Source organism: Streptomyces dangxiongensis, assembly GCF_003675325.1.
Taxonomy (GTDB): Bacteria; Actinomycetota; Actinomycetes; order Streptomycetales; family Streptomycetaceae; genus Streptomyces; species Streptomyces dangxiongensis.
Genome location: NZ_CP033073.1, coordinates 2,324,590 through 2,349,846 on the forward strand (window position 1 = coordinate 2,324,590; position 25,257 = coordinate 2,349,846).

At 71.0% G+C, this 25,257-nt stretch carries 22 protein-coding genes, 5 tRNA genes and 1 pseudogene; 11 read left to right on the forward strand and 17 right to left on the reverse strand.

Annotation, left to right across the window (positions count from 1 at the left end):
• Positions 1 to 115 precede the first annotated feature (115 nt).
• Entirely contained in the window at positions 116 to 754 is a 639-nt protein-coding gene (gene cofC, locus D9753_RS10220; protein WP_205614106.1) for a 2-phospho-L-lactate guanylyltransferase, read from the forward strand.
• A gap of 103 nt (positions 755 to 857) precedes the next feature.
• A complete protein-coding gene (locus D9753_RS37090) occupies positions 858 to 1,061 on the forward strand; it encodes a hypothetical protein (protein WP_205614107.1) in 204 nt (67 codons plus the stop codon).
• 70 nt (positions 1,062 to 1,131) lie between these two features.
• Here the strand turns inward: D9753_RS37090 and D9753_RS10225 are convergent, their stop codons facing one another.
• The 4 genes from D9753_RS10225 to leuC form a co-directional block, all read right to left on the reverse strand.
• The gene (locus tag D9753_RS10225) at positions 1,132 to 1,794 is read right to left on the reverse strand and encodes an HU family DNA-binding protein (RefSeq protein WP_121786717.1); all 663 of its coding nucleotides are present in this window, start codon (positions 1,792 to 1,794) and stop codon (positions 1,132 to 1,134) included.
• A 136-nt stretch (positions 1,795 to 1,930) separates the two neighbouring features.
• A complete protein-coding gene (locus D9753_RS10230) occupies positions 1,931 to 2,161 on the reverse strand; it encodes an SCO5555 family protein (protein ID WP_121786718.1) in 231 nt (76 codons plus the stop codon).
• A 272-nt stretch (positions 2,162 to 2,433) separates the two neighbouring features.
• Complete coding sequence (gene leuD / locus D9753_RS10235; protein ID WP_121786719.1) at positions 2,434 to 3,027, reverse strand: 3-isopropylmalate dehydratase small subunit; 594 nt, start codon at positions 3,025 to 3,027, stop codon at positions 2,434 to 2,436.
• A gap of 2 nt (positions 3,028 to 3,029) precedes the next feature.
• Positions 3,030 to 4,457 carry a 3-isopropylmalate dehydratase large subunit gene (gene leuC / locus D9753_RS10240; protein WP_121786720.1) on the reverse strand — a complete coding sequence of 476 codons (1,428 nt, stop codon included), beginning with the start codon at positions 4,455 to 4,457 and terminating at the stop codon, positions 3,030 to 3,032.
• Positions 4,458 to 4,663: 206 nt separating this feature from the next.
• Here leuC and ndgR point away from each other — a divergent pair, with 206 nt between their 5' ends.
• Positions 4,664 to 5,380 carry an IclR family transcriptional regulator NdgR gene (gene ndgR, locus D9753_RS10245; RefSeq protein WP_121786721.1) on the forward strand — a complete coding sequence of 239 codons (717 nt, stop codon included), beginning with the start codon at positions 4,664 to 4,666 and terminating at the stop codon, positions 5,378 to 5,380.
• A gap of 280 nt (positions 5,381 to 5,660) precedes the next feature.
• On the opposite strand, the gene D9753_RS10250 is transcribed toward ndgR, so the two are convergent.
• The 9 genes and pseudogenes from D9753_RS10250 to D9753_RS10285 all read right to left on the reverse strand — a co-directional run bounded on the left by D9753_RS10250 (position 5,661) and on the right by D9753_RS10285 (position 9,030).
• Positions 5,661 to 5,733, reverse strand: a tRNA-Glu gene (locus D9753_RS10250).
• Between the two features lie 29 nt (positions 5,734 to 5,762).
• A tRNA-Gln gene (locus tag D9753_RS10255) sits at positions 5,763 to 5,834 on the reverse strand.
• A 21-nt stretch (positions 5,835 to 5,855) separates the two neighbouring features.
• Positions 5,856 to 5,928 (reverse strand) — tRNA-Glu (locus tag D9753_RS10260).
• Between the two features lie 61 nt (positions 5,929 to 5,989).
• Positions 5,990 to 6,062: transfer RNA gene (locus D9753_RS10265), tRNA-Glu, on the reverse strand.
• A 21-nt stretch (positions 6,063 to 6,083) separates the two neighbouring features.
• A tRNA-Gln gene (locus D9753_RS10270) sits at positions 6,084 to 6,155 on the reverse strand.
• A 90-nt stretch (positions 6,156 to 6,245) separates the two neighbouring features.
• Positions 6,246 to 6,338: pseudogene (locus tag D9753_RS39320) on the reverse strand (HAD family hydrolase); the annotation flags it as partial.
• Positions 6,339 to 6,434: 96 nt separating this feature from the next.
• The gene (gltX, locus tag D9753_RS10275) at positions 6,435 to 7,916 is read right to left on the reverse strand and encodes a glutamate--tRNA ligase (protein WP_121786722.1); all 1,482 of its coding nucleotides are present in this window, start codon (positions 7,914 to 7,916) and stop codon (positions 6,435 to 6,437) included.
• Positions 7,909 to 8,694 (reverse strand): fumarylacetoacetate hydrolase family protein, encoded by a 786-nt coding sequence (locus D9753_RS10280; protein ID WP_121786723.1) that lies wholly within the window; start codon positions 8,692 to 8,694, stop codon positions 7,909 to 7,911. The genes gltX and D9753_RS10280 overlap by 8 nt, the downstream gene beginning before the upstream one ends.
• Before the next feature lie 141 nt (positions 8,695 to 8,835).
• Positions 8,836 to 9,030, reverse strand: coding sequence for a hypothetical protein (locus D9753_RS10285; protein WP_121791002.1), 195 nt, complete (start codon positions 9,028 to 9,030; stop codon positions 8,836 to 8,838).
• A gap of 558 nt (positions 9,031 to 9,588) precedes the next feature.
• Here D9753_RS10285 and D9753_RS10290 point away from each other — a divergent pair.
• The 8 genes from D9753_RS10290 (at position 9,589) to D9753_RS10325 (ending at position 20,261) form a co-directional block, all read left to right on the forward strand.
• Positions 9,589 to 13,413, forward strand: coding sequence for a sensor histidine kinase (locus D9753_RS10290; protein ID WP_205614108.1), 3,825 nt, complete (start codon positions 9,589 to 9,591; stop codon positions 13,411 to 13,413).
• A gap of 9 nt (positions 13,414 to 13,422) precedes the next feature.
• Positions 13,423 to 13,836 (forward strand): roadblock/LC7 domain-containing protein, encoded by a 414-nt coding sequence (locus tag D9753_RS10295; RefSeq protein WP_023546525.1) that lies wholly within the window; start codon positions 13,423 to 13,425, stop codon positions 13,834 to 13,836.
• Between the two features lie 111 nt (positions 13,837 to 13,947).
• Positions 13,948 to 14,346: a DUF742 domain-containing protein gene (locus D9753_RS10300; RefSeq protein ID WP_009190816.1), complete on the forward strand. Its 399-nt coding sequence runs from the start codon at positions 13,948 to 13,950 to the stop codon at positions 14,344 to 14,346.
• Positions 14,327 to 14,902: a GTP-binding protein gene (locus D9753_RS10305; RefSeq protein ID WP_121786724.1), complete on the forward strand. Its 576-nt coding sequence runs from the start codon at positions 14,327 to 14,329 to the stop codon at positions 14,900 to 14,902. The genes D9753_RS10300 and D9753_RS10305 overlap by 20 nt, the downstream gene beginning before the upstream one ends.
• A gap of 388 nt (positions 14,903 to 15,290) precedes the next feature.
• Positions 15,291 to 18,614, forward strand: a complete 3,324-nt coding sequence (locus D9753_RS10310; RefSeq protein ID WP_205614109.1) for a sensor histidine kinase — start codon at positions 15,291 to 15,293, stop codon at positions 18,612 to 18,614.
• Between the two features lie 10 nt (positions 18,615 to 18,624).
• Positions 18,625 to 19,038, forward strand: coding sequence for a roadblock/LC7 domain-containing protein (locus D9753_RS10315; RefSeq protein ID WP_030948713.1), 414 nt, complete (start codon positions 18,625 to 18,627; stop codon positions 19,036 to 19,038).
• Positions 19,039 to 19,135: 97 nt separating this feature from the next.
• On the forward strand, positions 19,136 to 19,699 hold the full coding sequence (locus D9753_RS10320) for a DUF742 domain-containing protein (RefSeq protein WP_121786726.1): 564 nt from the start codon (positions 19,136 to 19,138) through the stop codon (positions 19,697 to 19,699).
• On the forward strand, positions 19,680 to 20,261 hold the full coding sequence (locus D9753_RS10325; protein WP_029183992.1) for a GTP-binding protein: 582 nt from the start codon (positions 19,680 to 19,682) through the stop codon (positions 20,259 to 20,261). The genes D9753_RS10320 and D9753_RS10325 overlap by 20 nt, the downstream gene beginning before the upstream one ends.
• A gap of 140 nt (positions 20,262 to 20,401) precedes the next feature.
• Here D9753_RS10325 and D9753_RS10330 read toward each other — a convergent pair whose 3' ends face one another.
• From D9753_RS10330 to D9753_RS10345, 4 genes are all read right to left on the reverse strand, one after another.
• Positions 20,402 to 20,593: an acyl-CoA carboxylase subunit epsilon gene (locus D9753_RS10330; RefSeq protein WP_121786727.1), complete on the reverse strand. Its 192-nt coding sequence runs from the start codon at positions 20,591 to 20,593 to the stop codon at positions 20,402 to 20,404.
• 57 nt (positions 20,594 to 20,650) lie between these two features.
• Positions 20,651 to 22,246, reverse strand: a complete 1,596-nt coding sequence (locus D9753_RS10335) for an acyl-CoA carboxylase subunit beta (protein WP_121786728.1) — start codon at positions 22,244 to 22,246, stop codon at positions 20,651 to 20,653.
• Positions 22,247 to 22,400: 154 nt separating this feature from the next.
• Complete coding sequence (locus D9753_RS10340) at positions 22,401 to 24,707, reverse strand: polysaccharide lyase 8 family protein (protein WP_121786729.1); 2,307 nt, start codon at positions 24,705 to 24,707, stop codon at positions 22,401 to 22,403.
• A gap of 30 nt (positions 24,708 to 24,737) precedes the next feature.
• Positions 24,738 to 25,235 (reverse strand): hypothetical protein, encoded by a 498-nt coding sequence (locus tag D9753_RS10345; RefSeq protein WP_121786730.1) that lies wholly within the window; start codon positions 25,233 to 25,235, stop codon positions 24,738 to 24,740.
• Between the last annotated feature and the right edge of the window lie 22 nt (positions 25,236 to 25,257).

The following is a 25,257-nucleotide window of genomic DNA, read 5'->3' on the forward strand; positions in this document are numbered from 1 at the left end:
CGCACAAGTGTGGCCCCGGGCCGCCGGTCTGTCGAGAACACCGTACGCCCCGGTACGCGGGCCTCCCGAGGCCCCCGGGTGACAATGAGCGCGACAAGAGAGGGACGGTACGCCGGTGCAGTGGACCTTGGTCATCCCCCTGAAGCCCCTCACGCGGGCCAAGAGCAGGCTCGCGGACACCGCCGACGACGGCGTCCGTCCGGGTCTGGCCCTGGCGTTCGCGCAGGACACGGTGGCCGCGGCGCTGGCCTGCCCGGCGGTCGCGGATGTGGCGGTCGTCACGGACGACGCGCTGGCCGGCCGGGAGCTGGCGGCGCTGGGCGCGCGGATCGTCCCGGACGCGCCGGACAGCGGCCTGAACGCCGCTCTGGCGCACGGCGCGGCCGTCGTCCGGGAAGGGCTCCCCGGCACCGCCGTGGCGGCCCTCAACGCCGATCTGCCGACGCTGCGCCCGCCGGAACTGTCCCGGGTACTGGAGTCGGCCGCGGAATTCCCGCGCGCTTTTCTCGCGGATGCGGCGGCACTCGGTACGACCCTGCTGGCGGCGGCGCCGGGCCGGGAATTGCGGCCGGCGTTCGGCGTCGATTCCCGTTCCCGGCACCGGGCCTCGGGTGCGACGGAACTCGTGCTGACGGGAGTCGATTCGGTACGGCAGGACGTGGACACCGGCGCGGATCTGCGCGCGGCGCTGGCGCTGGGGGTGGGCCCGTATACGGCGGCGGTGTCGGCGGGACTGCTGATCCCGGAGTGCTGACAAATCCCGTCGGGGCGCGGGAATCCGCGTGAGCGGCCACGAGGGGCCGGCGGGCGGCCCCTCGGCCCGGCGGTGCGCCACCGCAGGCACTACGCTGGCCGTCATGCAGGCGACCGCGTACACGTACGACCCCGGCACCCGCAGCGGGCAGGTGCTCCTCGACGACGGCACGCCCGTGCCCTTCGACGCGGCGGCGTTCGACCGGGGCGGCCTGCGGCTGCTGCGGCCCGGACAGCGGGTGCGGGTCGAGACGGAGGGCGAGGGCGACGCCGCGCGGATCACCCTCGTGACCCTTCACACCCTGTAACTGCCCCCGTACACGCCGCGGGCCGGGCTCCCGCGGGGAGCCCGGCCCGGCGCGTGATGCCCCGGCGGCCTTACGACGTCGCCTTGCGGGCGGTGGCCTTCTTCGCGGTGGTCTTGCGGGCCGTCGACTTCTTGGCCGGGGCCTTCTTGGCGGTGACCTTCTTCGCCGGAGCGCTCTTCGCCGTGGCCTTCTTGGCGGTGGTCTTCGACGCGGTGGTCTTGGCGGTCGCCGCGGTCTTCTTGGCGGGCGCCTGCTTCGCCGGGGCCTTCTTGGCGGTGGCCGTGGTCTTCTTCGCCGCACCCGTCGTCTTCTTGGCGGCGCCCGCGGTCTTCTTCGCACCGGCGGTCTTCTTGGCGGCGGCCTTCTTGCCGACGGCCTTGGCGATGGTGGGCGGCGGGCCGGACAGGCTGCCCTTGGGCGCCTTCTTGACGGCCACCTCTCCGCCGCGGGGGAGCTTCTTCGAGCCGCTGACCAGGTCCTTGAAGCCCTGACCGGCGCGGAAGCGCGGCACGGAGGTCTTCTTGACCCGAACCCGCTCGCCCGTCTGCGGGTTACGGGCGTACCGGGCGGGGCGGTCCACCTTCTCGAAGGAGCCGAAGCCGGTGACCGAGACCCGCTCGCCCGCGACCACCGCGCGGACGATGGCGTCCAGGACATGATCGACGGCGTCGGCGGCCTGCTGGCGGCCGCCCAACTTGTCGGCAATCGCTTCTACGAGCTGCGCCTTGTTCACGTCTTCCCCTTCGGAGACATCGCCAGAACGAAAGTGTTCAAGCTTTTTCGCACGTTAGGCAGATATATACCGCAAATCAAACACGAAACGGGCTTATCACCCTTGTGCCGCAACGGACTCGGCCGTCCCGGACGGTTCAGCGGTCCTCTTCGGGGATCCGACCCGCGTCGAGGTCCGCCGTGAACCGATCGAGCCGCCTTGCCGCGTCGGCGAGATCGTGCTTGGCCGCGGCCGTAATGACCAGCAGCTTCCGGGTCAGCGCCATCCGTACGCCCTCCGGGACTTGCAGTGCGCGCACCTTCGTGTGCGCTTCTTTGAGCTGGTTCGCGACCGCCGCATAGAGCTGGAGTTGGCCGTCGTGTTCCATGCACAGATTGTGCCATCTGGGGCGAGTTGTCGCCTGCGCAGGGGGCAACTGCCGCCGCAATTGGCCTTCCAGGCACTTGCGGAGGACGTGAACACGGCACTCACCTACCCGGCCAACTTCCTTTGTAACGTGGGAGGTTGGGTGGACCAGGGGGAAGGCGCGGGGCCGTTCGGGTGCGGACATGGCTGTACCCCCAATCGTGGCGATCGGGGGTACAGGAGGGGTGTTGGGGTGGCCGAAACCCGACCCGCTCGGGGTCCGGGCGCGCCGGATCAGACCGGGAGCGTCCGCGGCTTGTGGGCGGGCCGCCCCGCCTCGTAGGTGGCGATGTCGCTCTCGTCCCGGAGCGTGATCGAGATGTCGTCCAGGCCGTTCAGCAGCCGCCAGCGGGAGTTCTCGTCCAGCTCGAAGGGGGCGGTGATGCCGGGGGCGCGCACCTCACGGGCCTCGAGGTCCACCGTGACCTCGACCGTGGGGTCGGCCTCGGTCAGCTCCGACAGCGCGTCCACGGTCTTCTGGTCCAGGACCACCGTGAGCAGGCCGTTCTTCAGCGAGTTGCCCCGGAAGATGTCCGCGAAGCGGGAGGAGATCACGGCCTTGAAGCCGTAGTTCTGCAGCGCCCAGACGGCGTGCTCACGGGAGGAGCCGGTGCCGAAGTCGGGGCCGGCGACCAGGACCGTGGCGCCCCGCCGCTCTGGGTGGTTGAGGATGAACTCCGGGTCCTTGCGCCAGGCCTCGAACAGCCCGTCCTCGAAGCCGTCCCGGGTGACCTTCTTGAGCCAGTGAGCGGGGATGATCTGGTCGGTGTCGACGTTGCTGCGGCGCAGCGGCACGGCCCGGCCGGTGTGGGTGGTGAAGGCTTCCATGGTTATCGGACTCCAGCGGGCGTACGGTCGTCGGTCAGGTCGGCCGGGGAGGCGAGGTGGCCCAGGACGGCGGTGGCCGCCGCGACCTGCGGCGACACCAGGTGGGTACGGCCGCCCTTGCCCTGCCGGCCCTCGAAGTTGCGGTTGGAGGTGGAGGCGGAGCGTTCGCCCGGGGCGAGCTGGTCGGGGTTCATGCCGAGGCACATCGAGCAGCCCGCGTGCCGCCACTCGGCGCCGGCCTCCTTGAAGACCACGTCCAGGCCCTCGGAGACGGCCTGGAGACCCACGCGCGCGGAGCCCGGCACGACCAGCATCCGTACACCGTCGGCGACTTTGCGGTCCCGCAGGATGTCCGCGGCGGCGCGCAGGTCCTCGATGCGGCCGTTGGTGCAGGAGCCTACGAAGACGGTGTCCACGGAGATGCTCCGCAGCGGCTGTCCGGCCGCCAACCCCATGTACTCCAGGGCCTTTTCGGCGGCGAGGCGCTCCGAAGCGTCTTCGTACGAAGCCGGGTCGGGGACGTCCGCCGAAAGCGGCGCGCCCTGGCCGGGGTTGGTGCCCCAGGTGACGAACGGCGACAGCTCGTCGGCGCGGATGACCACCTCCGCGTCGAAGACCGCGTCGTCGTCCGTGCGGAGGGTCTTCCAGTAGGCGACGGCCTCGTCCCAGTCGGCGCCCTCGGGGGCGTGCGGGCGGCCCTGGAGGTAGGCGAACGTCGTCTCGTCGGGGGCGATCATGCCCGCGCGGGCACCGGCCTCGATCGACATGTTGCAGATGGTCATCCGGGCCTCCATCGAGAGCTTCTCGATGGCGGAGCCGCGGTACTCCAGGATGTAGCCCTGGCCGCCGCCGGTGCCGATCCTCGCGATGATCGCCAGGATCAGGTCCTTGGCGGTGACGCTGTCGGGCAGTTCGCCGTCGACCGTGATGGCCATGGTTTTCGGGCGGGCCAGCGGCAGCGTCTGGGTGGCCAGCACGTGCTCGACCTGCGAGGTGCCGATGCCGAACGCCAGCGCGCCGAAGGCGCCGTGCGTGGAGGTGTGCGAGTCGCCGCAGACCACGGTGGTGCCGGGCTGGGTGAGGCCCAGTTGCGGGCCGACGACGTGGACGACGCCCTGCTCGACGTCGCCCAGCGGGTGCAGGCGCACCCCGAACTCGGCGCAGTTCTTGCGCAGCGTCTCGAGCTGGGCCCGGGAGACCGGGTCGGCGATGGGCTTGTCGATGTCGAGGGTCGGGGTGTTGTGGTCCTCGGTCGCGATGGTGAGGTCGAGGCGGCGGACCCGGCGGCCACTCTTGCGGAGCCCGTCGAAGGCCTGCGGGCTGGTCACCTCGTGCAGCAGGTGCAGATCGATGTAGAGGAGGTCGGGCTCGCCCTCGGCGCGCCGGACGACGTGGTCGTCCCAGACCTTCTCCGCGAGTGTCCTACCCATCGCTTTCCCTCCGGCCGGCGAACGTCCACCGGCCCAACTAGAGATCTTGAGGAGCGGCGACTGCCCTTCTCGGGGCCCCTGAAGTCGTGATTCCGGGCGTGCACCGCCGGGCCCGTTGGTCTGCGGGCCGCTGTGTGATTCCAGGGTGGCGCGTTCCACGGAAAATTGAACTTGCGTTTCACAGAGTGAGACGTGAGTATCGTTGCATGGACAACAGTAGCGGCGTCGGCGTTCTGGACAAGGCGGCCCTCGTCCTGAGCGCTCTGGAGTCCGGTCCGGCCACCCTCGCGGGTCTGGTCGGGGCCACCGGACTGGCACGACCCACGGCCCACCGCCTGGCCGTGGCCCTGGAACACCACCGCATGGTGGCACGCGACATGCAGGGCCGGTTCATCCTCGGCCCGCGCCTCGCGGAACTCGCGGCGGCGGCGGGCGAGGACCGCCTGCTGGCGACGGCGGGCCCCGTGCTCACCCACCTACGCGACGTCACCGGCGAGAGCGCGCAGCTCTACCGGCGCCAGGGCGAGATGCGGATCTGCGTGGCCGCGGCGGAGCGGCTGTCCGGCCTGCGGGACACCGTCCCGGTCGGCTCCACGCTCACGATGAAGGCGGGCTCCTCGGCGCAGATCCTGATGGCGTGGGAGGAGCCGGAGCGCCTGCACCGCGGCCTCCAGGGCGCCCGCTTCACGGCGACGGCCCTGTCGGGCGTACGGCGGCGGGGCTGGGCCCAGTCGATCGGCGAGCGCGAGCCGGGCGTCGCGTCCGTCTCCGCGCCGGTGCGCGGGCCCTCCAACCGGGTGGTGGCGGCCGTGTCCGTCTCCGGCCCCATCGAGCGCCTGACGCGCCACCCGGGCCGGATGCACGCCCAGGCGGTCATCGACGCGGCCGGCCGCCTGTCCGAGGCCCTGCGCCGCACGGGCTGAGCGCCGCCGGTCCCCTCCTCGCCCGGAAAGGGCGGCCCCGACGCCGCGGCCGCCCTTCTCCGGCGGGAGTGGACGGACCGGCGGTCCGCCCCGGCCGGCCCGACCGTGCGCGCGCCTTCGTCAGGGCATCGTCCAAGGTCTGCCGTACGTCGTCGGGCGGGGCACACCGCTCCCCCGCGCAGCGGGCGTTTTCCCGCTCCGGTCGGTGATCCGGCGCTTCCGCCCGCGGCGGCACACACGGCGAAGGCCCTCCACCGAGGTGGAGGGCCTTCCCTGTACGTACCCCCGACCGGATTCGAACCGGCGCTACCGCCTTGAGAGGGCGGCGTGCTAGGCCGCTACACAACGGGGGCCTGGATCTTGCGTTTCCGCAGATCCTGAGCTGGTCTACCTGGACTCGAACCAAGACTAACTGAACCAGAATCAGCCGTGCTGCCAATTACACCATAGACCAATGATGGTTTAGACCAGTCAGTACCCCCGACCGGATTCGAACCGGCGCTACCGCCTTGAGAGGGCGGCGTGCTAGGCCGCTACACAACGGGGGCCCTAGCGATCCTGCGTCGAGGTCAGCGGGTGCGACCCGGCTGTCCTCGCGGGAAGGATCTGTACCCCCGACCGGATTCGAACCGGCGCTACTGCCTTGAGAGGGCAGCGTGCTAGGCCGCTACACAACGGGGGCTTTGCAGATAAGCTCTGCGAGCTGGCCTACCTGGACTCGAACCAAGACTAACTGAACCAGAATCAGTCGTGCTGCCAATTACACCATAGGCCACTGGAACTCAAGCCCCTGCGGGGTTCTCGTTCTAGCGTGCTCCGTGAGGTTCCGGCCTTCCGGCCCGCTCCCCTCGGCGCAGGAAGAACATTACCCGAAGGTGGACGGGGCTCCAAAACGGGTATCCGCGCGGCGGAGCGCCGGGAGTTCGACGGGGCCGGGACGCGGTCCGCGGGGGCCTTGCCGACGGGCTGCGCAGCCCGGCACCGGACGGCCCCGCCGACGGCGAAGGGGCGGCACCCGGAACCCCGGATGCCGCCCCTGCCGTGGTCCGCCCGGTTACGCCAGCTCGGCCAGCGCCGCGTCGATACGGGCCAGCGTCCGCTCCCTGCCCAGGATCTGAAGGGACTCGAAGAGCGGCAGGCCGACGGTGCGACCGGTGACGGCCACACGGACCGGCGCCTGGGCCTTGCCGAGCTTGAGCCCGTGGGCCTCACCGGCGGCCAGGACGGCCTCCTTGAGGGACTCCGCGGAGGTCCAGTCGGCGGACTCCAGCTTCTCGCGGGCCGTACGCAGGAGCGCGTCCGAGCCCTCCTTCATCGCCTTGGTCCACGACGCCTCGTCGAAGACCGGCTCCGGGAGGAAGAGGAAGTCGACGTTGGCGGTGATCTCGGAGAGGACCTTCAGCCGGCTCTGGGCGTGCGGGGCGATCGCCTGCCACTTGGCCTCGTCGAAGTCCGCCGGCGCCCACGGGGCGAACGGCGCCCTCAGCCACGGGCGGCAGCGCTCGGTGAACTCCTTCACCTCCAGCATGCGGATGTGGTCGCCGTTGATCGCCTCGCACTTCTTCAGGTCGAAGCGCGCCGGGTTGGGGTTCACGTCGGCGATGTCGAAGGCGGCGACCATCTCGTCGATCGTGAAGATGTCCTGGTCCGCGGAGAGCGACCAGCCCAGCAGCGACAGGTAGTTGAGCAGGCCCTCGGGCAGGAAGCCCTGCTCCCGGTAAAGGTTCAGGGAGGCCTGCGGGTCGCGCTTGGAGAGCTTCTTGTTGCCCTCGCCCATCACGTACGGCAGGTGGCCGAAGGCGGGGGTCCGCTTGGCGATGCCCAGCTCGGTCAGCGCCTTGTACAGGGCGATCTGGCGCGGGGTGGAGGAGAGCAGGTCCTCGCCGCGCAGGACGTGGGTGATCTCCATCAGGGCGTCGTCGACCGGGTTGACCAGCGTGTACAGCGGGGCGCCGTTCGCGCGGACGATGCCGTAGTCCGGCACGTTCTCCGGGGTGAAGGTCAGCTCGCCGCGGACCAGGTCGGTGAAGGTGATCGTCTCGTCGGGCATCCGGAAGCGGACGATCGGGGTGCGGCCCTGGGCCTCGTACTCCTCGACCTGCCCGGCGCTCAGGTCGCGGCAGTGGCCGTCGTAGCCGGAGGGCCTGCCGGCGGCGCGGGCGGCCTCGCGGCGGGTGTCCAGCTCCTCCTGGGAGCAGTAGCAGTGGTACGCGTGGCCGGCGTCCAGCAGCTTGCGGGCGACGTCCCGGTAGATGTCCATGCGCTGCGACTGGCGGTAGGGCGCGTGGGGACCGCCGATCTCGGGGCCCTCGTCCCAGTCGAAGCCGAGCCAGCGCATCGCGTCGAGGAGCTGCTGGTAGGACTCCTCCGAGTCGCGGGCCGCGTCGGTGTCCTCGATGCGGAAGACGAGGGTGCCCTGGTGGTGCCGCGCGAACGCCCAGTTGAACAGGGCGGTCCGGATCAGGCCCACGTGGGGGTTACCGGTGGGCGAGGGACAGAAACGGACGCGTACGGGGGAGCCGGGTGCGCTAGCCACGCTTGACAACCTTGTTGGTGAGAGTGCCGATGCCTTCGATGGTGACGGCGACCTCGTCGCCGACGTGGAGGGGGCCGACCCCCGCCGGGGTGCCGGTGAGGATGACGTCGCCGGGGAGCAGCGTCATCGCCTCGGAGATGTTGACGACCAGGTCCTCGATGGAGTGGAGCATCTCGCTCGTACGGCCGAGCTGGCGCTGTTCGCCGCCGACCGTGAGCTGGATCGTCAGGTCGTTCGCGCGCTCCAGGTCCAGGTCCGTCTCGACCCACGGGCCGAGCGGGCAGGAGGTGTCGAAGCCCTTGGCGCGGGCCCACTGCTTCTCGCGGCGCTGGACGTCCCGGGCGGTGACGTCGTTGGCGCAGGTGTAGCCGAAGATCACGTCCTTGACGCGGTCGCGCGGCACCTCGCGGCACATGCGGCCGATGACGACGGCCAGCTCGGCCTCGTGGTGGAGCTCCTCGGTGAACGACGGGTACTGGATGTCGTCGCCGGAGCCGATCACCGAGGTGGAGGGCTTGAAGAAGGCGAACGGCGCCTCGGGCACCTCGTTGCCCAGTTCACGCGCGTGGTCGGCGTAGTTGCGGCCGAACGCCACGACCTTGTTGGGCAGGACCGGCGGGAGCAGTCTGACCTTGGCGAGCGGCACCTTCGTCCCGGACAGCTCGTAGTCCGCGAACGGGATGCCCTTGATGATGTCGAGGACGAGTTCGTCCTGCTTGTCGCCCTCGACCGCGCCGAAGGCGACGTTCCCGTCGATGGAGAACCTGGCGATGCGCACGGGATCCTTGCGCCCCTCACTGAGAACCGGCGTACTGACGCCCCAGGTTAACCGGTGTGAAGGGGGTCCGCCGGGAAAGGGACGGGCGCGGCCGGGGGATCGTCGTGCGATCTCTCCGGCCGCGCCCGGCGGTGCTGTCGGCTACGCGCCGGCCGGGGCTCCGGCGCCGGCCGGGACCTCCATGAGGATCGTGCGCCGGGGGTTGGCCGTCTGGGCGGGGAGGTCGATCGTGTGCTCCGGCAGCTCGGGCGTGGCCAGGTCGCCGCTGTCCTCGAGGTGCGCCAGGGTCGTGCGCCGCGGGTTGGCAATCGGGCGGAACATCATCGTCGTCTTCACCGTTGTCGTCCTGTGCCTCTGGTCGGAGTGGCCGCTCTTGTAAAGCGTCAGGCTAAACATCCGATTCCCCGCCGAAGGTGCCGACCGCGCACGAGATGCCTGTGAGTTTGCTCACGAACTCACGGGCAAACCGGTCAATTCCGGCCGCCAACCCGCCTCGGAGAAACGGACATTGACCCCCTGAACCCACCATTCCGCTCCTGATCATGGCGACTGGGACACCTCGCACCCAGCGCCGACTCGCAGCGGTACGCCCCGTTTGCACCGAGATCGACCCCACGGCTGGTAACCCACCCCTCACAACCCGTCACGTAGGTCACAGCTCGGCCCACTGCCCTTGTTGGAGATCCTGCACTGTGCTGGAATTCCACGGACCGCCGCGGGATCGAGCCGGTGCAGGGGGCGCTACACAGCGCCGAGCGGCGGTGGGACAAGGGGGGAACCAGCGCCGGTCACTCAAGACCACCCGGGGGGCGTATTCAGGGCGCTCTCCACGACGCCGACACCGTGTCCCTCCGTTCAAGCGGAGGGGCGCCTGGTCCAGAGGTTGCGACGCTAGTGCAGGGACGTTTCAAGAGGGATGGCAGCGCTTCGGCGGAGCCGGAGTCGCACGACGGGACTGGCCCCAAGAAGGGCAGCTCCTCGCCCCAGCACGCCCACAGCCAGGGTCCGGGCCCGTCCGGGGACGGCGGTGAGCGCGGCGGGCGCCCCGGCGCGCCGGCCTCGTCGGGCCCCACCACGGCGGCGTCCGCGGGCAGCCCCACGCCGGCGGCGAAGGCCACGCAGCTCCCGACCGCCGGTTCGCGCCTGGCCCTGCGCAACTGGCGCATCTCCACGCGCCTGGTGTCGCTGCTCGCGCTGCCCGTGGTCGCGGCGACGTCGCTGGGCGCGCTGCGCATCGACCAGAACATGAACGACATCCAGCAGCTCGACAACATGAAGCTGCTGACGGACATGACCAAGCAGGCGACCGAGCTGGCCCATGCGCTCCAGGACGAGCGCGACCAGTCCGCCGGCCCCCTGTCGCACGGCGGCCTGAAGACGAACGACTACCAGGTCAAGGCCTACCAGCAGAAGACCAACCGGGCCCGCGACAACTTCCTGGACGCCTCCGAGCAGATCGACGCGGCCAGCAAGGACGGCAACCTCCAGGGCGTGCGTGACGCGCTCGTCGGTCTCGCCAACCAGCTTGACGACCTCGCCAAGATCCGCGACAAGGCGTACACGTCCAAGGACAACGCGACCCAGACGGTCGAGTCCTACCACCGGCTCATCACCCAGTTGATCGGCCTCTCGCAGGACATGGCCGAGGCGTCCAGCAACCCGGAGATGATCTCGCGCACCCGCGCCCTGGCGGCCTTCTCCACCGCCAAGGAGTACGCGTCCGTGCAGCGCGCCATGATCGCCGCCGCGCTGCCCGCGACCACCGCCACCAAGGGCGACCTCTCCGAGAACGACCGCCTCTACGGCCAGTCGGCGTACGAGAGCGAAGGCTCCGAGCTGGCGATCTTCCGGAAGATCTACGCCAACCAGGACGCCGAGCTGCTCCTCCAGCCGATCGACGACGGCAACGCGACGATCAAGACGGCCGACACCTACGCCAAGCGCTCCTTCGAGTCCCCCGACGGCCTCCAGCAGCTACCGGCGCGTTCCTACCGCGACTGGGTGGACGCCAGCTCGACCAAGCTCGAGCAGATGAAGAAGATCGAGCACACGCTGCTCGAGGAGATGGAGCAGAAGGCCCGCGAGCTGAAGAGCGCCACCCAGCGTGACGCCATCATCTCCGGTGCGCTGATCCTGCTCGTGCTCGGCGTGTCGCTGGTCGGCGCGTTCGTCGTGGCCCGCTCCATGATCCGGTCGCTGCGCCGGCTCCAGGAGACCGCGACGAGGGTCGCCCAGGACCGGCTGCCCGAGCTGGTCAAGCAGCTTTCGGAGTCGGACCCGCAGGACGTCGACACCTCCGTGGAGTCGGTCGGTGTGCACTCCGGGGACGAGATCGGCCAGGTGGCCGCGGCCTTCGACGACGTGCACCGCGAGGCGGTCCGCCTCGCCGCCGAGCAGGCCCTGCTGCGGGGCAACGTCAACGCGATGTTCACCAACCTCTCGCGCCGCTCCCAGGGTCTGATCCAGCGTCAGCTCTCGCTCATCTCCGAGCTGGAGTCCCGCGAGGCCGATCCGGACCAGCTTTCCTCGCTGTTCAAGCTGGACCACCTCGCCACCCGTATGCGCCGTAACGGTGAGAACCTCCTCGTCCTCGCGGGTGAGGAGCCCGGCCGCCGCTGGACGCGTCCGGTGCCGCTGGTCGACGTGCTGCGTGCCGCCGCGTCCGAGGTGGAGCAGTACGAGCGCATCGAGCTGGCCTCCGTGCCGACCACCGAAGTGGCCGGCCGCGTGGTCAACGACCTCGTGCACCTGCTCGCCGAGCTGCTGGAGAACGCGACGTCCTTCTCCTCGCCGCAGACCAAGGTCAAGGTCACCGGTCACGCGCTGCCCGACGGCCGGGTGCTGATCGAGATCCACGACACCGGTATCGGCCTCTCCCCCGAGGACCTCGCGGCGATCAACGAGCGTCTCGCCGCGCCGCCCACCGTGGACGTCTCCGTCTCCCGCCGCATGGGTCTGTTCGTGGTCGGCCGTCTGTCGCAGCGCCACGGCATCCGCATCCAGCTACGCCCCTCCGACTCCGGTGGTACGACCGCGCTGGTCATGCTGCCCGTGGACGTCGCCCAGGGCGGCAAGAAGCCCGTCGGCGGCAAGTCCGGCGCGCCCGTGTCGTCCGGTGGTCCGGCCGCCGCGCAGGCAGCCGCCGGCGCGGCCGCGGCCCGGCGTGCGAACGGCAACAACGGCGGCGGCGCCCCGGGCGGTGGCGGTCTGCTCGGTTCCGGTCCCGGCCCGCGCGGCCAGGTCGGTTCCGCCCACGGTTCCCGGGCCGCGCTGCCCGGCACGGGCCAGGGCGGCCGTCCCGGCGCGCCGGGCGGAGCGCGCGGCCCGCAGGGCGGTGCCCCGCAGCAGGGCCGGCAGTCCCCCAGGAACCCGTCCGCGTTCGAGCAGGGCCCGCCCCCCGCCGCCGGTCCCGGTGCGGGTGCCTTCGGCGGTCAGACGCCGGGCGCCCCGCAGGGCCTCCAGGCCGCGAACCCGGGCGGACCGCAGCAGGGTGCCTTCGGCGGCCGTGACACGCAGCGGTCCGCCGGCTCCGACCAGGGCCGCCAGCCCCAGTTGCCGCCGCGCGGTGGTCCGCGGGCCGAGCTGCCCGGCGGTGCTCCGCAGCCCCGCACGTCCGACTGGGGCAACTCCCAGGCCCCGCTGTCGCGTGCCTCGCTGGACACCCCGCGCGGTCACGACGAGCAGGACCCGGCGCAGACCGCGCCCATGCCGCGCGTGGACGACCGGCAGGGTCCGGGCTCGGTCACCGGGATGCCGCGGGCCGACGCGCAGGGTCCGTCCGGCACGGGCGAGTACCCGCGTCCGGAGCTGCCCGACGTCCCCGGTTCCGCCACGCACACGGGCCAGTTCGCCCGCCCGGACGCCGGGCAGCAGCCGGGCCGGTTCGCACATCCCGACGCCGGCCGGCAGCCGGGCCGCTTCGACGGCCCCGGCAGCCAGCAGGGCACCGACCCGTTCGTCCGCTCCGACGTGTTCGGCACGTCGGCGGCGCCCGCGCGGCAGGACGACGGCGACCGGCACACGGGCCAGTTCCCGGCCCCGCAGGCGCCCCAGGCGCCGCAGACCCCCCAGGCACCGCAGGGATTCGACGGCGGCTCCACCGGGCAGCACGCCCTGCCGGGTCGCCAGAACCCCGCGCAGACCGGGCAGTTCGGGCGCCCGCAGCCGGCCGGCCGGGAAGACGTCGGCGCCCCGCGCCCGCCGGCCCCGCAGCAGCGTCCGGTCCGCCAGGAGCCGCAGCAGCGTCCGGTCCGGCCCGAGCCGGAGGCGCTGCCGCCGGCCAGCGGCCCGGGTGACGGCCGTACCCCGCTGTACGACACGCTGGAGACCAACTGGTTCCACGGCATGCAGCAGCAGGAGAACGCACCCGCGCCGCAGCAGCCGCAGGCACCCGCCCCGGCTCCCCAGCAGTCCGCCTCGAACACCGGTTCCTGGCGCACCTCGCCGAACGACGAACTCGTCCGGCAGGCCGAGCGCGTACGGCAGCCCGCCGCGGGTGGGATCACCACCTCCGGCCTGCCGCGCCGCGTGCCCCGGGCGAACCTGGTCCCGGGGACCGCTCAGCAGCAACAGCACCAAGCCGGTCCGCAGGTCTCGCGTGCGCCTGACGACGTACGCGGACGGCTGACCAATCTTCGTCGGGGCATCGCTCAGGGCCGTCAGGCCGGCAGCGGCCAGACCGGCAGCTTCCCGAGCCCCACTCACCAGCAGGAGCGTTAGTTGAGTCCGATGAGCCAGGCGGCACAGAACCTGAACTGGTTGATCACCAACTTCGTGGACAACACCCCTGGGGTGTCCCACACAGTGGTGGTCTCCGCCGACGGCCTTCTGCTGGCGATGTCCGAAGGCTTCCCCCGTGACCGCGCCGACCAGCTCGCCGCCGTCGCGTCCGGGCTGACCTCGCTGACGGCCGGGGCGTCCCGGATCTTCGAGGGCGGCACGGTCGCACAGACGGTCGTCGAGATGGAACGCGGGTTCCTCTTCCTGATGTCCGTCTCGGACGGGTCGTCCCTCGCGGTTCTGGCCCACCCCGAGTGCGACATCGGCCTCGTCGGCTACGAGATGGCACTGCTCGTCGACCGCGCGGGTGCGGTCCTCACCCCGGACCTGCGCGCCGAACTCCAGGGCAGTCTGCTTCACTGACCGCCCCCGGCACCACCCACCTCACGAAAACACCGTCCGGCCGCCACAATCCCCCCACCGGCCCCGTCAGACGGCTTGACTGACCGACTTGCTGTCCCGCCCGGAGGATTCATGACCCCGCCCACCGCTCATCATGATCCGTACGCGGAGCCGTACGGGGACGAGGGCGACCAGCCGCTGGTACGGCCGTACGCGATGACCGGCGGCCGGACCCGGCCGCGGTATCAGCTCGCCATCGAGGCGCTGATCAGCACCACGGCCGATCCGGCAGCGCTCATGGGACTGCTCCCTGAGCACCAGCGCATCTGCCATCTGTGCCGCGAGGTCAAGTCGGTCGCGGAGGTCTCCGCGCTGCTGGCCATGCCGCTCGGAGTGGCCCGGATCCTGGTCGCCGACCTCGCCGAGGCCGGCCTGGTCGCCATCCACCAACCGGGTGGCGACGAGAACAACGGCGGCGCTCCGGACGTGACGCTGCTCGAAAGGGTGCTCAGTGGACTTCGCAAGCTCTGACACGGGTCGGGCCACCACCTCCGCGAAGATCGTGGTGGCGGGCGGCTTCGGCGTGGGCAAGACCACGTTCGTGGGCGCCGTCTCGGAGATCAACCCGCTGCGCACAGAGGCCGTCATGACGTCCGCTTCGGCCGGCATCGACGACCTCACCCACACCGGGGACAAGACCACCACCACGGTGGCCATGGACTTCGGCCGTATCACCCTGGACCAGGACCTGATCCTGTACCTGTTCGGCACCCCCGGCCAGGACCGCTTCTGGTTCATGTGGGACGACCTGGTGCGCGGCGCGATCGGCGCGATCGTCCTGGTGGACACCCGGCGTCTGGCCGACTGCTTCCCCGCGGTCGACTACTTCGAGAACAGCGGCCTGCCCTTCGTCATCGCCCTCAACGGCTTCGACGGCAGCCAGCCGTACAGCCCCGACGAGGTGCGCGAGGCCCTCCAGATCGGCCCCGACACCCCGATCATCACGACGGACGCCCGCCACCGCGCGGACGCCAAGTCGGCGCTGATCACCCTCGTCGAGCACGCCCTCATGGCGCGCCTGCGATAGCACTCGTACACGACGGGCGACAGGGCAGTTGTCGTGAAGGTTCCGGAGCCGGCTGTGGCCTTAGACACGGTCGGCTCCGGCGTTCATAACAGTTCGGCAGAGGAATCTTCCGGTTTCACCACGCGATGCGGTCGCGTGGTGCCGCTGTGCTCATGAACGCCCCGCCTTTTGGCGGGGCTCGCTCTTTATGACCGTTTTATCTGGCGTTTACAACTGCACCATCCCCGGCTTTGCACTGTTTGGATGTGCACTGCTCCACGTGCTGGAATGCCTGAACTGCCCAATGGTCAAAGACGTACTGAGTGCGTACTGAGTGGTCGATGACGAACCGGGCTCTGAGAGACTGCGGCACGACGAAGGTGCCGACCGCCGAGAGGTTGTTGGTCGAGTGAGGCGAAGCAAGAACGGTCCCGAGCCGTCGGCGCGGGGCAACTTCACCCCGCCGCCGCGCGCTGCGGCGCCCACCATCGCGCCCGGAGCGGAGCCGGCGGCCACTCCCGTGTCCAGCGGCGGCCGTTTCTCCCCGCGCAACTGGCGCGTACCCACCCGTCTGAACGCCATTCTGCTCATACCCGTGATGGTCGGCCTCGTCATGGGCGGCTTCCAGGTGAAGAACTCCATCGACACCTGGCAGCAGGCCCGCGACGCCGAGAGCACCGCCCGTCTGGTGCGGGCCGCCCTCGGCTACGCCGACGCCCTCGAGAACGAGCGTGACGTCACCGCGGCGCCCCTGCTCCGGAACAAGAAGGACGCCGCCGACAAGCAGACCGTCGAAGCGGCCCGCAAGGCCACGGACCAGGCCGCCGGAACGTTCGCCGAGGCGACCAAGAGCATGCCGCGCACGCCGGGCCTGGTGCGCCGGCTGAAGCTGTTCGGTGAGGCCGAGCCCAAGCTGGTCACGCTGCGCCAGGCCGCGTACACCTCCAGGACCCACGGTGTGGAGACGGAGGAGGGGTACGTCACCCTCGCGCACCCCCTGATGGAGTTCGCCAACGAACTCGGTCTGGGCACCGGAAACATCACCTCCTACGGCCGCACCGTCTACGCCATGTCGCTGACCAAGGCGGCCCTGTCGCTGGAGCGGTCGATCGGCACGCACCTGCTGGTCAACCCCGGTCCCGACGCGCCGAACCTGGCGACCCAGCGGGTCTCCCTGTCCTCGTACACCTACCTGGAGCGCATCGCCCGGGAGGAGTACATCGGTGGTGGCACCGAGGCCGACGCGCAGCGGCTGACCGACGCCGAGGCGAAGATCAAGTCTGACGGCGCCGCCCTGGCCGAGGAGGCCAAGGCGCGCAACCCGCGGTACGTCGCCCCGCCGTCCGACCCGTCCAAGTTCGTCGGCGCGCTGGCCACGATGAAGGACACCAGCGCGGTCACCCGCCAGGGTCTCGCCCAGAGCGGTATCACCGCCGAGAACTGGTGGGCGCTGAACACGCTGAAGTACAAGGCCTACCGCCAGATCGAGTCCGCCATGGCCGACCGGGCCGTGAACGAGGCGTCGGGCATCGCCGACGACGCCAAGACCTCGGCGTTCATCACGGGTGGCGTGGTCGTCATCGCCCTGCTGGCCGCGTTCATCCTGGCCGGCCTGGTGGCCCGCCAGATGAGCCGCGCCATGCGCCAGCTACGCAACGCCGCCTTCGGCATCGCCGAGCAGCGTCTGCCGATGCTGGTCGACCAGCTTTCCCGCACCGATCCCGGCCGGGTCGACACCCGGGTGGCGCCGATCCCCATCACGACCAAGGACGAGATCGGCGAGGTCGCCCGCGCCTTCGACCAGGTCCACCGCGAGGCGGTGCGGCTCGCCTCCGAGCAGGCGCTGCTGCGGGGCAACATCAACGCGATCTTCACCAACCTGTCGCGCCGCAACCAGTCGCTGATCGAGGGCCAGTTGACCCTGATCACCGACCTGGAGAACAACGAGGCCGACCCGGACCAGCTAGAGAACCTCTTCCGGCTGGACCACCTCGCGACCCGTATGCGCCGCAACGGCGAGAACCTCCTGGTCCTCGCCGGTGAGGAGCCCGGCCGCCGCTGGGACCAGCCGGTCCCGCTGGTCGACGTGCTGCGTGCCGCCTCCTCCGAGGTGGAGCAGTACGAGCGCGTCGAGCTGTCGGGCGTGCCGGAGGCCGAGATCCACGGCCGCGCGGTCACCGACCTCGTGCACCTGCTGGCCGAGCTGCTGGAGAACGCCACCACGTTCTCCTCCCCGCAGACCAAGGTCCGCGTCACGGCGACCCGGCTGCCCGACGGCCGCGTCATGATCGAGATCCACGACAAGGGCATCGGTCTGACGGCCGAGGACTTCGCGGACATCAACCACAAGCTGGCCAACCCGCCGACCGTGGATGCCGCGATCTCCCAGCGCATGGGCCTGTTCGTGGTCGGCCGGCTGTCCGACCGGCACGGCATCCGGGTCCAACTGCGTCCCTCCGGCGAGCAGGCCGGTACGACCTCCCTGGTCATGCTGCCGGACGCGATCACGCACGGCGGTGGCGGCGAGGTCCCGCTGGACCGCGAGGAGTTCACCGTCTCGCAGATCATCCCGGAGCAGCAGTTCCAGGGTGAGGGTTTCGGCCAGCAGCAGCAACAGCAGCCGCCGCTGCGGACCGCCGCCGAACTCGGCTTCGACGACAGCCGGTACACCGAGGTCCCCGACGACCTCCGTGACCTGGACCCCGTCGGCCGCTCCCTGATGCGGGAGGGGCGCCGCGCCGCCCTGGAGACCCAGTCCCACGACGACCCCGCCGAACCGCAGCAGGACGCGGCCGGTTACGGGGACCCGCGTTTCGAGGGGCAGCAGCAGCAGTCCTACCAGGAGCAGTCGCAGCAGTCGCCGTACGAGGAGTCCGCGTACGAGGAGCGGCAGCAGGCCTCCTACCCGGAGCAGCCGTACCAGGACCGGCAGCCGTACCAGGACCAGCAGTCGTACCCGGAACAGCCGTACCAGGAGACGTACTCGGGGTCGTACGAGAAGCCGTACGACGAGCAGTACTACGCACCGGACGCCGAGCGGCAGCAGAACGACGGCTTCTCGGCGAACGGTGGCTACGGGGAGTCCGCGTCCGCCTATGCGGAACCGGCCCAGGCCCCGTCCTACCAGGACGACTGGCCCCAGCAGGACGGCTACCAGAACGGCTATCCGGCCCAGTACGCTCCGGAAACGGAAGCCCCGCAGGCCGCTGACGCGAGTGAGCGGAACCGCGTAGGCTTCGACCGTCCGGACCCGGCTTCCGCCACCGCACCCCGGCTGACCGACGCCGGGCTGCCCCGCCGCGGCGGTTCACCCGCGGGCGGTGCCCAGGGTGCCGGCCCCGCGAACGGCATGGCGCGGGTACGGCAGGAGACGCCGGCTCCCGCACAGGGTGACGCTCCGGGTGCACCGGCGGCGGGCGGTGCCGGCGACTGGCGCTCGGCGAACGACGAGCGCTGGCAGCAGGCCGCCCAGCTCCGCAAGCCCAAGGCAGGCGGGGTCACCGCCTCCGGTCTGCCGCGGCGGGTACCCAAGGCCAACCTGGTCGAGGGCGCCGCCGAGAACACCCCCCAGGGAGGCCCGCAGGTCTCCCGCGCTCCGGAGGACGTCCGGGGCCGGCTGAGCAACCTGCGCCGGGGCGTCCAGCGCGGACGCAGCGCAGGCAGTGAAACGAACGGCCAGGCAACCACCGATCAGCACGGTGGCCCTGACAGCACCTACAACCAGGAGCGTTAGTGTGAGCCCGATGAGCCAGGCGGCACAGAACCTGAACTGGTTGATCACCAACTTCGTGGACAACACCCCGGGGGTGTCCCACACGGTGGTGGTCTCCGCCGACGGACTCCTTCTGGCGATGTCCGAAGGCTTCCCCCGTGACCGCGCCGACCAGCTCGCCGCCGTCGCCTCCGGTCTGACCTCGCTGACCGCCGGTGCCTCGCGCATCTTCGAGGGCGGCAGCGTGAACCAGACGGTTGTGGAGATGGAGCGGGGATTCCTGTTCCTCATGTCCATCTCCGACGGTTCGTCGCTCGCGGTCCTGGCCCATCCGGAAGCGGACATCGGCCTCATCGGGTACGAGATGGCCCTGCTGGTGGACCGCGCGGGCACGGTCCTGACCCCGGATCTCCGCGCGGAGCTCCAGGGAAGCCTTCTCAACTAGTAATCGAACGGTGCGTATGCGTGTCCCGGGGCCGTAAGGTTTCGGGACGCGGCTCCACAGATTTTCGGGCGCCCGGCGCAGTTCGGAGGAGGAGAAAGTGGCAACACCCCCAGGCAGTTCGTCTTCGGGCAACTGGTCGTACGGCCCTGCCCAGGGTCAGGGCGACGGCTCGGCGAACCGGTACAACTTCCCCTCCGCTCCCAGCCACCGGCAGCCGTACACCCCCCAGGGCCCGGGCCCGTCCCCGTACGACCAGCCCCCGGCCCCGCGCATCCAGCCGGTGCAGCCGCAGCGCCGCCCCGAGCCGGCCCCGGCGGCGAACAACCCCCTGGTGCGTCCGTACGCCATGACCGGCGGCCGGACCCGCCCGCGCTACCAGCTCGCCATCGAGGCACTGGTGCACACCACCGCTGCTCCGCACCAGATGCAGGGCCAGTTGCCCGAGCATCAGCGGATCTGCAACCTGTGCCGGGAGATCAAGTCGGTGGCCGAGGTCTCGGCCCTGCTGACGATCCCCCTCGGCGTGGCCAGGATTCTCGTCGCCGACTTGGCGGAGGCGGGCCTGGTCGCCATCCATCAGCCCGGCGGCGACGAGAACGCCGGTGGCCAGCCAGACGTGACACTGCTCGAAAGGGTGCTCAGTGGACTTCGCAAGCTCTAGCGGCGGTCCTTCCCGCTCCACCACCTCCGCGAAGATCGTGGTGGCGGGCGGCTTCGGCGTGGGCAAGACCACGTTCGTCGGCGCCGTCTCGGAGATCAACCCGCTGCGCACAGAGGCCGTCATGACGTCCGCTTCGGCCGGCATCGACGACCTCACCCACACCGGGGACAAGACCACCACCACGGTGGCCATGGACTTCGGCCGTATCACCCTGGACCAGGACCTGATCCTGTACCTGTTCGGCACCCCCGGCCAGGACCGCTTCTGGTTCATGTGGGACGACCTGGTGCGCGGCGCGATCGGCGCGATCGTCCTGGTGGACACCCGGCGTCTGGCCGACTGCTTCCCCGCGGTCGACTACTTCGAGAACAGCGGCCTGCCCTTCGTCATCGCCCTCAACGGCTTCGACGGCAACCAGCCGTACTCGCCGGACGAGGTGCGCGAGGCCCTCCAGATCGGCCCCGACACCCCGATCATCACGACGGACGCCCGCCACCGCGCGGACGCCAAGTCGGCGCTGATCACCCTCGTCGAGCACGCCCTCATGGCGCGCCTGCGGTAGCGCTGCCGCGCGGTAGACGAACAGACAAAGGGGGGTGCCCTCTCCGGATCGGAGAGAGCACCCCCCTTTTTTCGCTGTCGTGCCCGCACGCCGAAGGGGGCCCACCCGGGTGGGTGGGCCCCCTTCAGGGACGTACGGGCTCAGTGCCAGCTATGCGGGGCGTGGAAGCCGGGTTCGCGTTCCAGGCGGCGCCAGCCCGCCTTGGCGCGGGCCCGGTGCGTGGCCGAGGGCGCCGGGAGGGCGACCGCGCGGGCCATGAGGACGGCCGTGATGGCGGCGACCTCCTCGGGCTCGGCGTGGCCCTTCTCGACGCGGATGTCAGGAGTGCTCATGGATGTCAGTCTCCGTCAGAGAGAGGTCCGCGGGGTTGCCGCGGCGGGTCCGCTCGGTTACTGCGGGGGGTTGCCGTGCTTGCGCGAGGGCAGGTCGGCGTGCTTGGTGTGCAGCATCGCCAGGGACCTGATCAGGACCTCGCGGGTCTCCGCGGGGTCGATGACGTCGTCGACCAGGCCGCGCTCGGCCGCGTAGTAGGGGTGCATCAGCTCGGCCTTGTACTCCTTGACCATCTTCTGACGCATGGCCTCGGGGTCCTCGGCCTCGGCGATCTGCCGGCGGAAGATGACGTTGGCCGCGCCTTCCGCGCCCATCACGGCGATCTCGTTCGTCGGCCAGGCGTAGGTGAGGTCGGCGCCGATCGACTGGGAGTCCATGACGATGTAGGCACCTCCGTACGCCTTGCGCAGGATGAGCGAGATCCTCGGCACGGTCGCGTTGCAGTAGGCGTACAGCAGCTTCGCGCCGTGGCGGATGATTCCGCCGTGCTCCTGGTCGACACCGGGGAGGAACCCGGGGACGTCCAGGAACGTGACGATCGGGATATTGAAAGCGTCACACATCTGGACGAAGCGCGCAGCTTTTTCACTCGCCTCGATGTCCAGGACACCCGCCAGGACCTGGGGCTGGTTGGCGATGATGCCGACGACCTGGCCGCCGAGGCGGGCGAGGGCGCAGATGATGTTGCGGGCCCAGCGCTCGTGGACCTCCAGGTACTCGCCGTCGTCGACGATCTCCTCGATGACCTTGGCCATGTCGTACGGCCGGTTGCCGTCGGCCGGGACCAGGTCGAGCAGGACGTCGCCGCGGCGGTCCAGCGGGTCGGAGGAGTCCACCCGGGGCGGGTTCTCGCGGTTGTTCTGCGGGAGGAGCGTGAGGAGGTAGCGCACCTCGGCGATGCAGGTCTCCTCGTCGTCGTACGCGAAGTGGCAGACGCCGGAGGTCTCCGCGTGGACGTCGGCACCGCCCAGGCCGTTCTGGGTGATCTCCTCGCCCGTCACCGCCTTGACCACGTCCGGGCCGGTGATGAACATCTGGGAGGTCTCGCGGACCATGAAGACGAAGTCCGTCAGGGCGGGGCTGTAGGCCGCGCCGCCGGCGCACGGGCCGAGCATCACGGAGATCTGCGGGATGACACCGGACGCCTTGGTGTTGCGCTGGAAGATGCCGCCGTAGCCGGCGAGCGCGCTGACGCCCTCCTGGATGCGGGCGCCCGCGCCGTCGTTCAGGGAGACCAGCGGGGCACCGGCCGCGATGGCCATGTCCATGATCTTGTGGATCTTGGTGGCGTGGGCCTCGCCGAGCGCGCCGCCGAAGATCCGGAAGTCGTGGGCGTAGACGAAGACCGTACGGCCCTCCACCGTGCCCCAGCCGGTGATGACACCGTCGCTGTACGGCTTCTTGGCCTCCAGGCCGAAGCCGGTCGCCCGGTGCCGGCGTAGCTGCTCGACCTCCTGGAAGGACCCGGGGTCCAGGAGCAGCTCGATCCGCTCCCGCGCCGTCAGCTTGCCCTTGGCGTGCTGCGCCTCGGTCGCCTTCTCGCTGGGGCCGGCGACGGCCTGGGCACGAATCTCGTGCAGCTCGGCGACCCGTCCGCGCGCGTCCGTCGGCTCGCCGGTCGGCTCACCCGTCGTCTCTTCCAAAACGGTCATGTAGTGACCATACGAAGGAGACCGAGGAAAGCGAGCCGTTGACTCTGTACAGTCTCCGGCCCGTTTTCCTGGTACGAGTGAACAGAACCATCCCCGCATGCAGCCGTTCCGACTGCTCAGGAGGCCGGTCGGTTGTAGGTGTGCCACAAAGACGTCACCTGAGAGCCACCTCACATTCGTGGGTGGAACATGCCATCCCCGGAGTGACACGGAGCCTCAGACGGCCGTCGGCCGAAAGGACCTCGACACCGTCGCCGGCCCGTACGACGGCACGCACCGGACGGTCCCAGACCAGTTCCAGCGGGACGCCGGTGCGGGGCGGCTCGCTGACGTGGAGGGTGGCCGTCCGGCCCCGGCGGACGACGAGGACGCTCGCGCCGGCGGAGACGGTCAGCTCCCCCACGGTACCGGCCCGCCAGAAGGTGGCCGCGGTCAGCCCCAGCCGGGGTACGGCGACGGCCTGGCGGGCGGTGTCGTTGGCGAGGACGGACAGCCGGCGCGGGTCGGCGGCCCGGGCGGCGGTCTCGGCGCGGGAGGCGCCGGGCAGGACGACGTAGGCGTGGCGGGCGCGGGCCGGGTCGGTGCCGTGGTCGAGCCACAGGGTCTGCCAGCGCCGGGTGCGCCGCTCGTCGTCGCTGGTGGTGTTGATGTCGGACCAGGCGCCGGTGCGGTCCTCGCGCAGGGTGCGCAGGTCCGGCCCGTCGAGCAGGACCCAGCCGCCGTGGCCCTCCAGGTGCGCCCAGTTCCGGCCGCGCACGAAGCTCTGGGTGCCGTTCTCGCCCAGATTGCGGTTGTCCACGATCGTCTCGACCGGGACGCCGTCGGCGCAGCCGATCCCGGCGCCGAGGCAGACGACGCCGTCGGGCAGGAAGAACCAGGAGTTGCGGGCCTCCAGGGTGGAGCCGAGGCCCTTGAGGTGCTGTCCGACCGCCGCGTGCGTGCCGTCGGTGGTGCCGCCGACCCAGCGGACGTCCGGTCGGGGGGCACCCCACTCGCCGCCGGCGCGGTCGGCGAGCCGCCGGGTCGACACGGTGGTGCCGGGCAGCCGGTACCAGTCGACGGTGGGCCAGTACCAGTCCGTGTACTGGTCGCCGCCGCCCCTCGGCCACCAGGAGAGCATGCCGGAGCCGGTGTGCCAGCCGCGCGGGTTCTCGCCGTTGCCGCACTCGTAGTGGGCGATGCGGTCGCTGGCCATGGCGAGGGCGGCGGTGAAGCGGGGGGCGCGGTGGACGGCGCGGTCCATGGCCGGGAAGAGGCGGTGGCCGGGGGGTTCGGGGGTGGCGGGGCCGGGCGCCCGGGCGATGGCGTGCAGCCGCGCGAGGTCGGCCACCCCGAACTGGGGTGACGTCAGCACCGGTGTGACGGTGTCCCGCTGGATCCAGCCCCGGACGAGGCCGTGCCAGCGCTCTCGCTCCGCCTCGCCGGCACCGCCCGCGAGGAGGGCGACGGCGGCGATCAGGGCGTGTCCGTGGTAGTGGTCGCTGCGCATGATCCCCAGGTCGTCGCCCCGCAACCGGCCGCGGCTGAGGGCGCGGCCGTTGACGCAGTCCATCACCAGCCCGTCGTGGAGCAGGGGCGCGAAGGCGTGTTCGACACTGTCCAGGACGTGTCGCCGGGCGGGGTCCGTCACCTCCCACTCCGAGCCGGCGAGCAGCGCGAACAGCCGGCCGAGGCCGTCGAGCAGGACCTGCCCGTAGGTGCCGGTGTAGGCGACCGAGGTGTGCTGGACGAAGGAGCCGTCGGCATAGAGGCCGTCGCCGCCGGTGACGTACGGGAAGACCGGCGAGAGCGCGTCCCGGGCGAGGGAGATCCGGCCGCCGTCCCGGCCGAGGACACCTCGCAGGGCGACCGAACGGCACAGGTCGACGCGGTTGGCACCGGTGGAGGTGCCGGAGTAGTCGGTGAGCATCGCGTCGGGGACGAAGTGGTCGACGGCCGCGCAGGCCGCCGCGATCCGGTCCGGGCCGAGCCCCTCGTACAGGGCGGCCGTGATGTCCATCAGCAGGCGGGGGCTGCCGATCCGCCACTCCCACCAGTTGCCGTAGGGGGTGGTGCCGGGGTGGTAGACGGTGGCGGAGAGGTGGTCGAGGCCGCGGAGCACGTCGGCGAGGAGGCCGGGGTCGCCGGTGGAGCCGGTGCCCTCCTGCGCGTTGGCCTGGGCCATGGTCCACAGGCGGCCGTAGGAGAAGGTGATGCCGGACGGCGGGTCGAAGGGGTGGCCGGGCCACAGGGAGTCCGGGGCGGGGGCCATGGTGGCCCGGAAGTCCCGTGCCCGCCCGCCGAGTTCCGCGAGCCGGGAGGCGTACGGCTCGGCGCCCGGGTCGTATCCCGTGCCGAGCGCGATGCCGAGCCAGCGGCGGCGCAGGGCGTCGTACGGGTCGCCGTCCGCCGCCCGGGCGCCGGGCGCGGGGGCGGCGGCGAGGGCGGCGGCCAGCAGCAGTGCGCGTCGGGTCAGGCCCATGGGCCGGTCACCGCCCTCCCTTGCGCCGGCTCAGCAGCCGCCGCAGTTGTAGTACAGGACGTCCCAGTGGCTGCCCTCGTCGGCGTAGATGTTGCCGGAGCCGGACTTGTACTGCGGAGCGCCGTCGCCGCGCAGGCCGATGTAGGTGAAGGTGTTCTTGACGTACGACGTGACGCACGTGTTCTTGCCGTAGTCGAGCTTGTAGCCGTTCCAGTGCGAGTAGGTGCCGGAGGCGTGGCCGGTCTCGGTGCCGCCGGTGATGTTCAGGGCGCAGCCGCTGGCCCCCTTGAGGGTCTGGGCGCCCTGGGCGGTGGCCAGGTTGAGCTGGTCGAAGGACGTACAGGTGGCGTTGTTGCGGTCGGAGCAGTTGCCGGAGGACGACCAGGTGATGCCGGCGTTGCGGAACAGCTGGGTGGCGGTCGCGTGGCTGATCTTCGTGACGGCGAACGCGTCGCCCGCGGTGCCGATGACGGCGACTCCGGGGGCGACGACGAGGGCGAGCGCGGTCAGGGCCGAGCGGACCTTCATGGGGGTGCCTTCCTGCGATGGG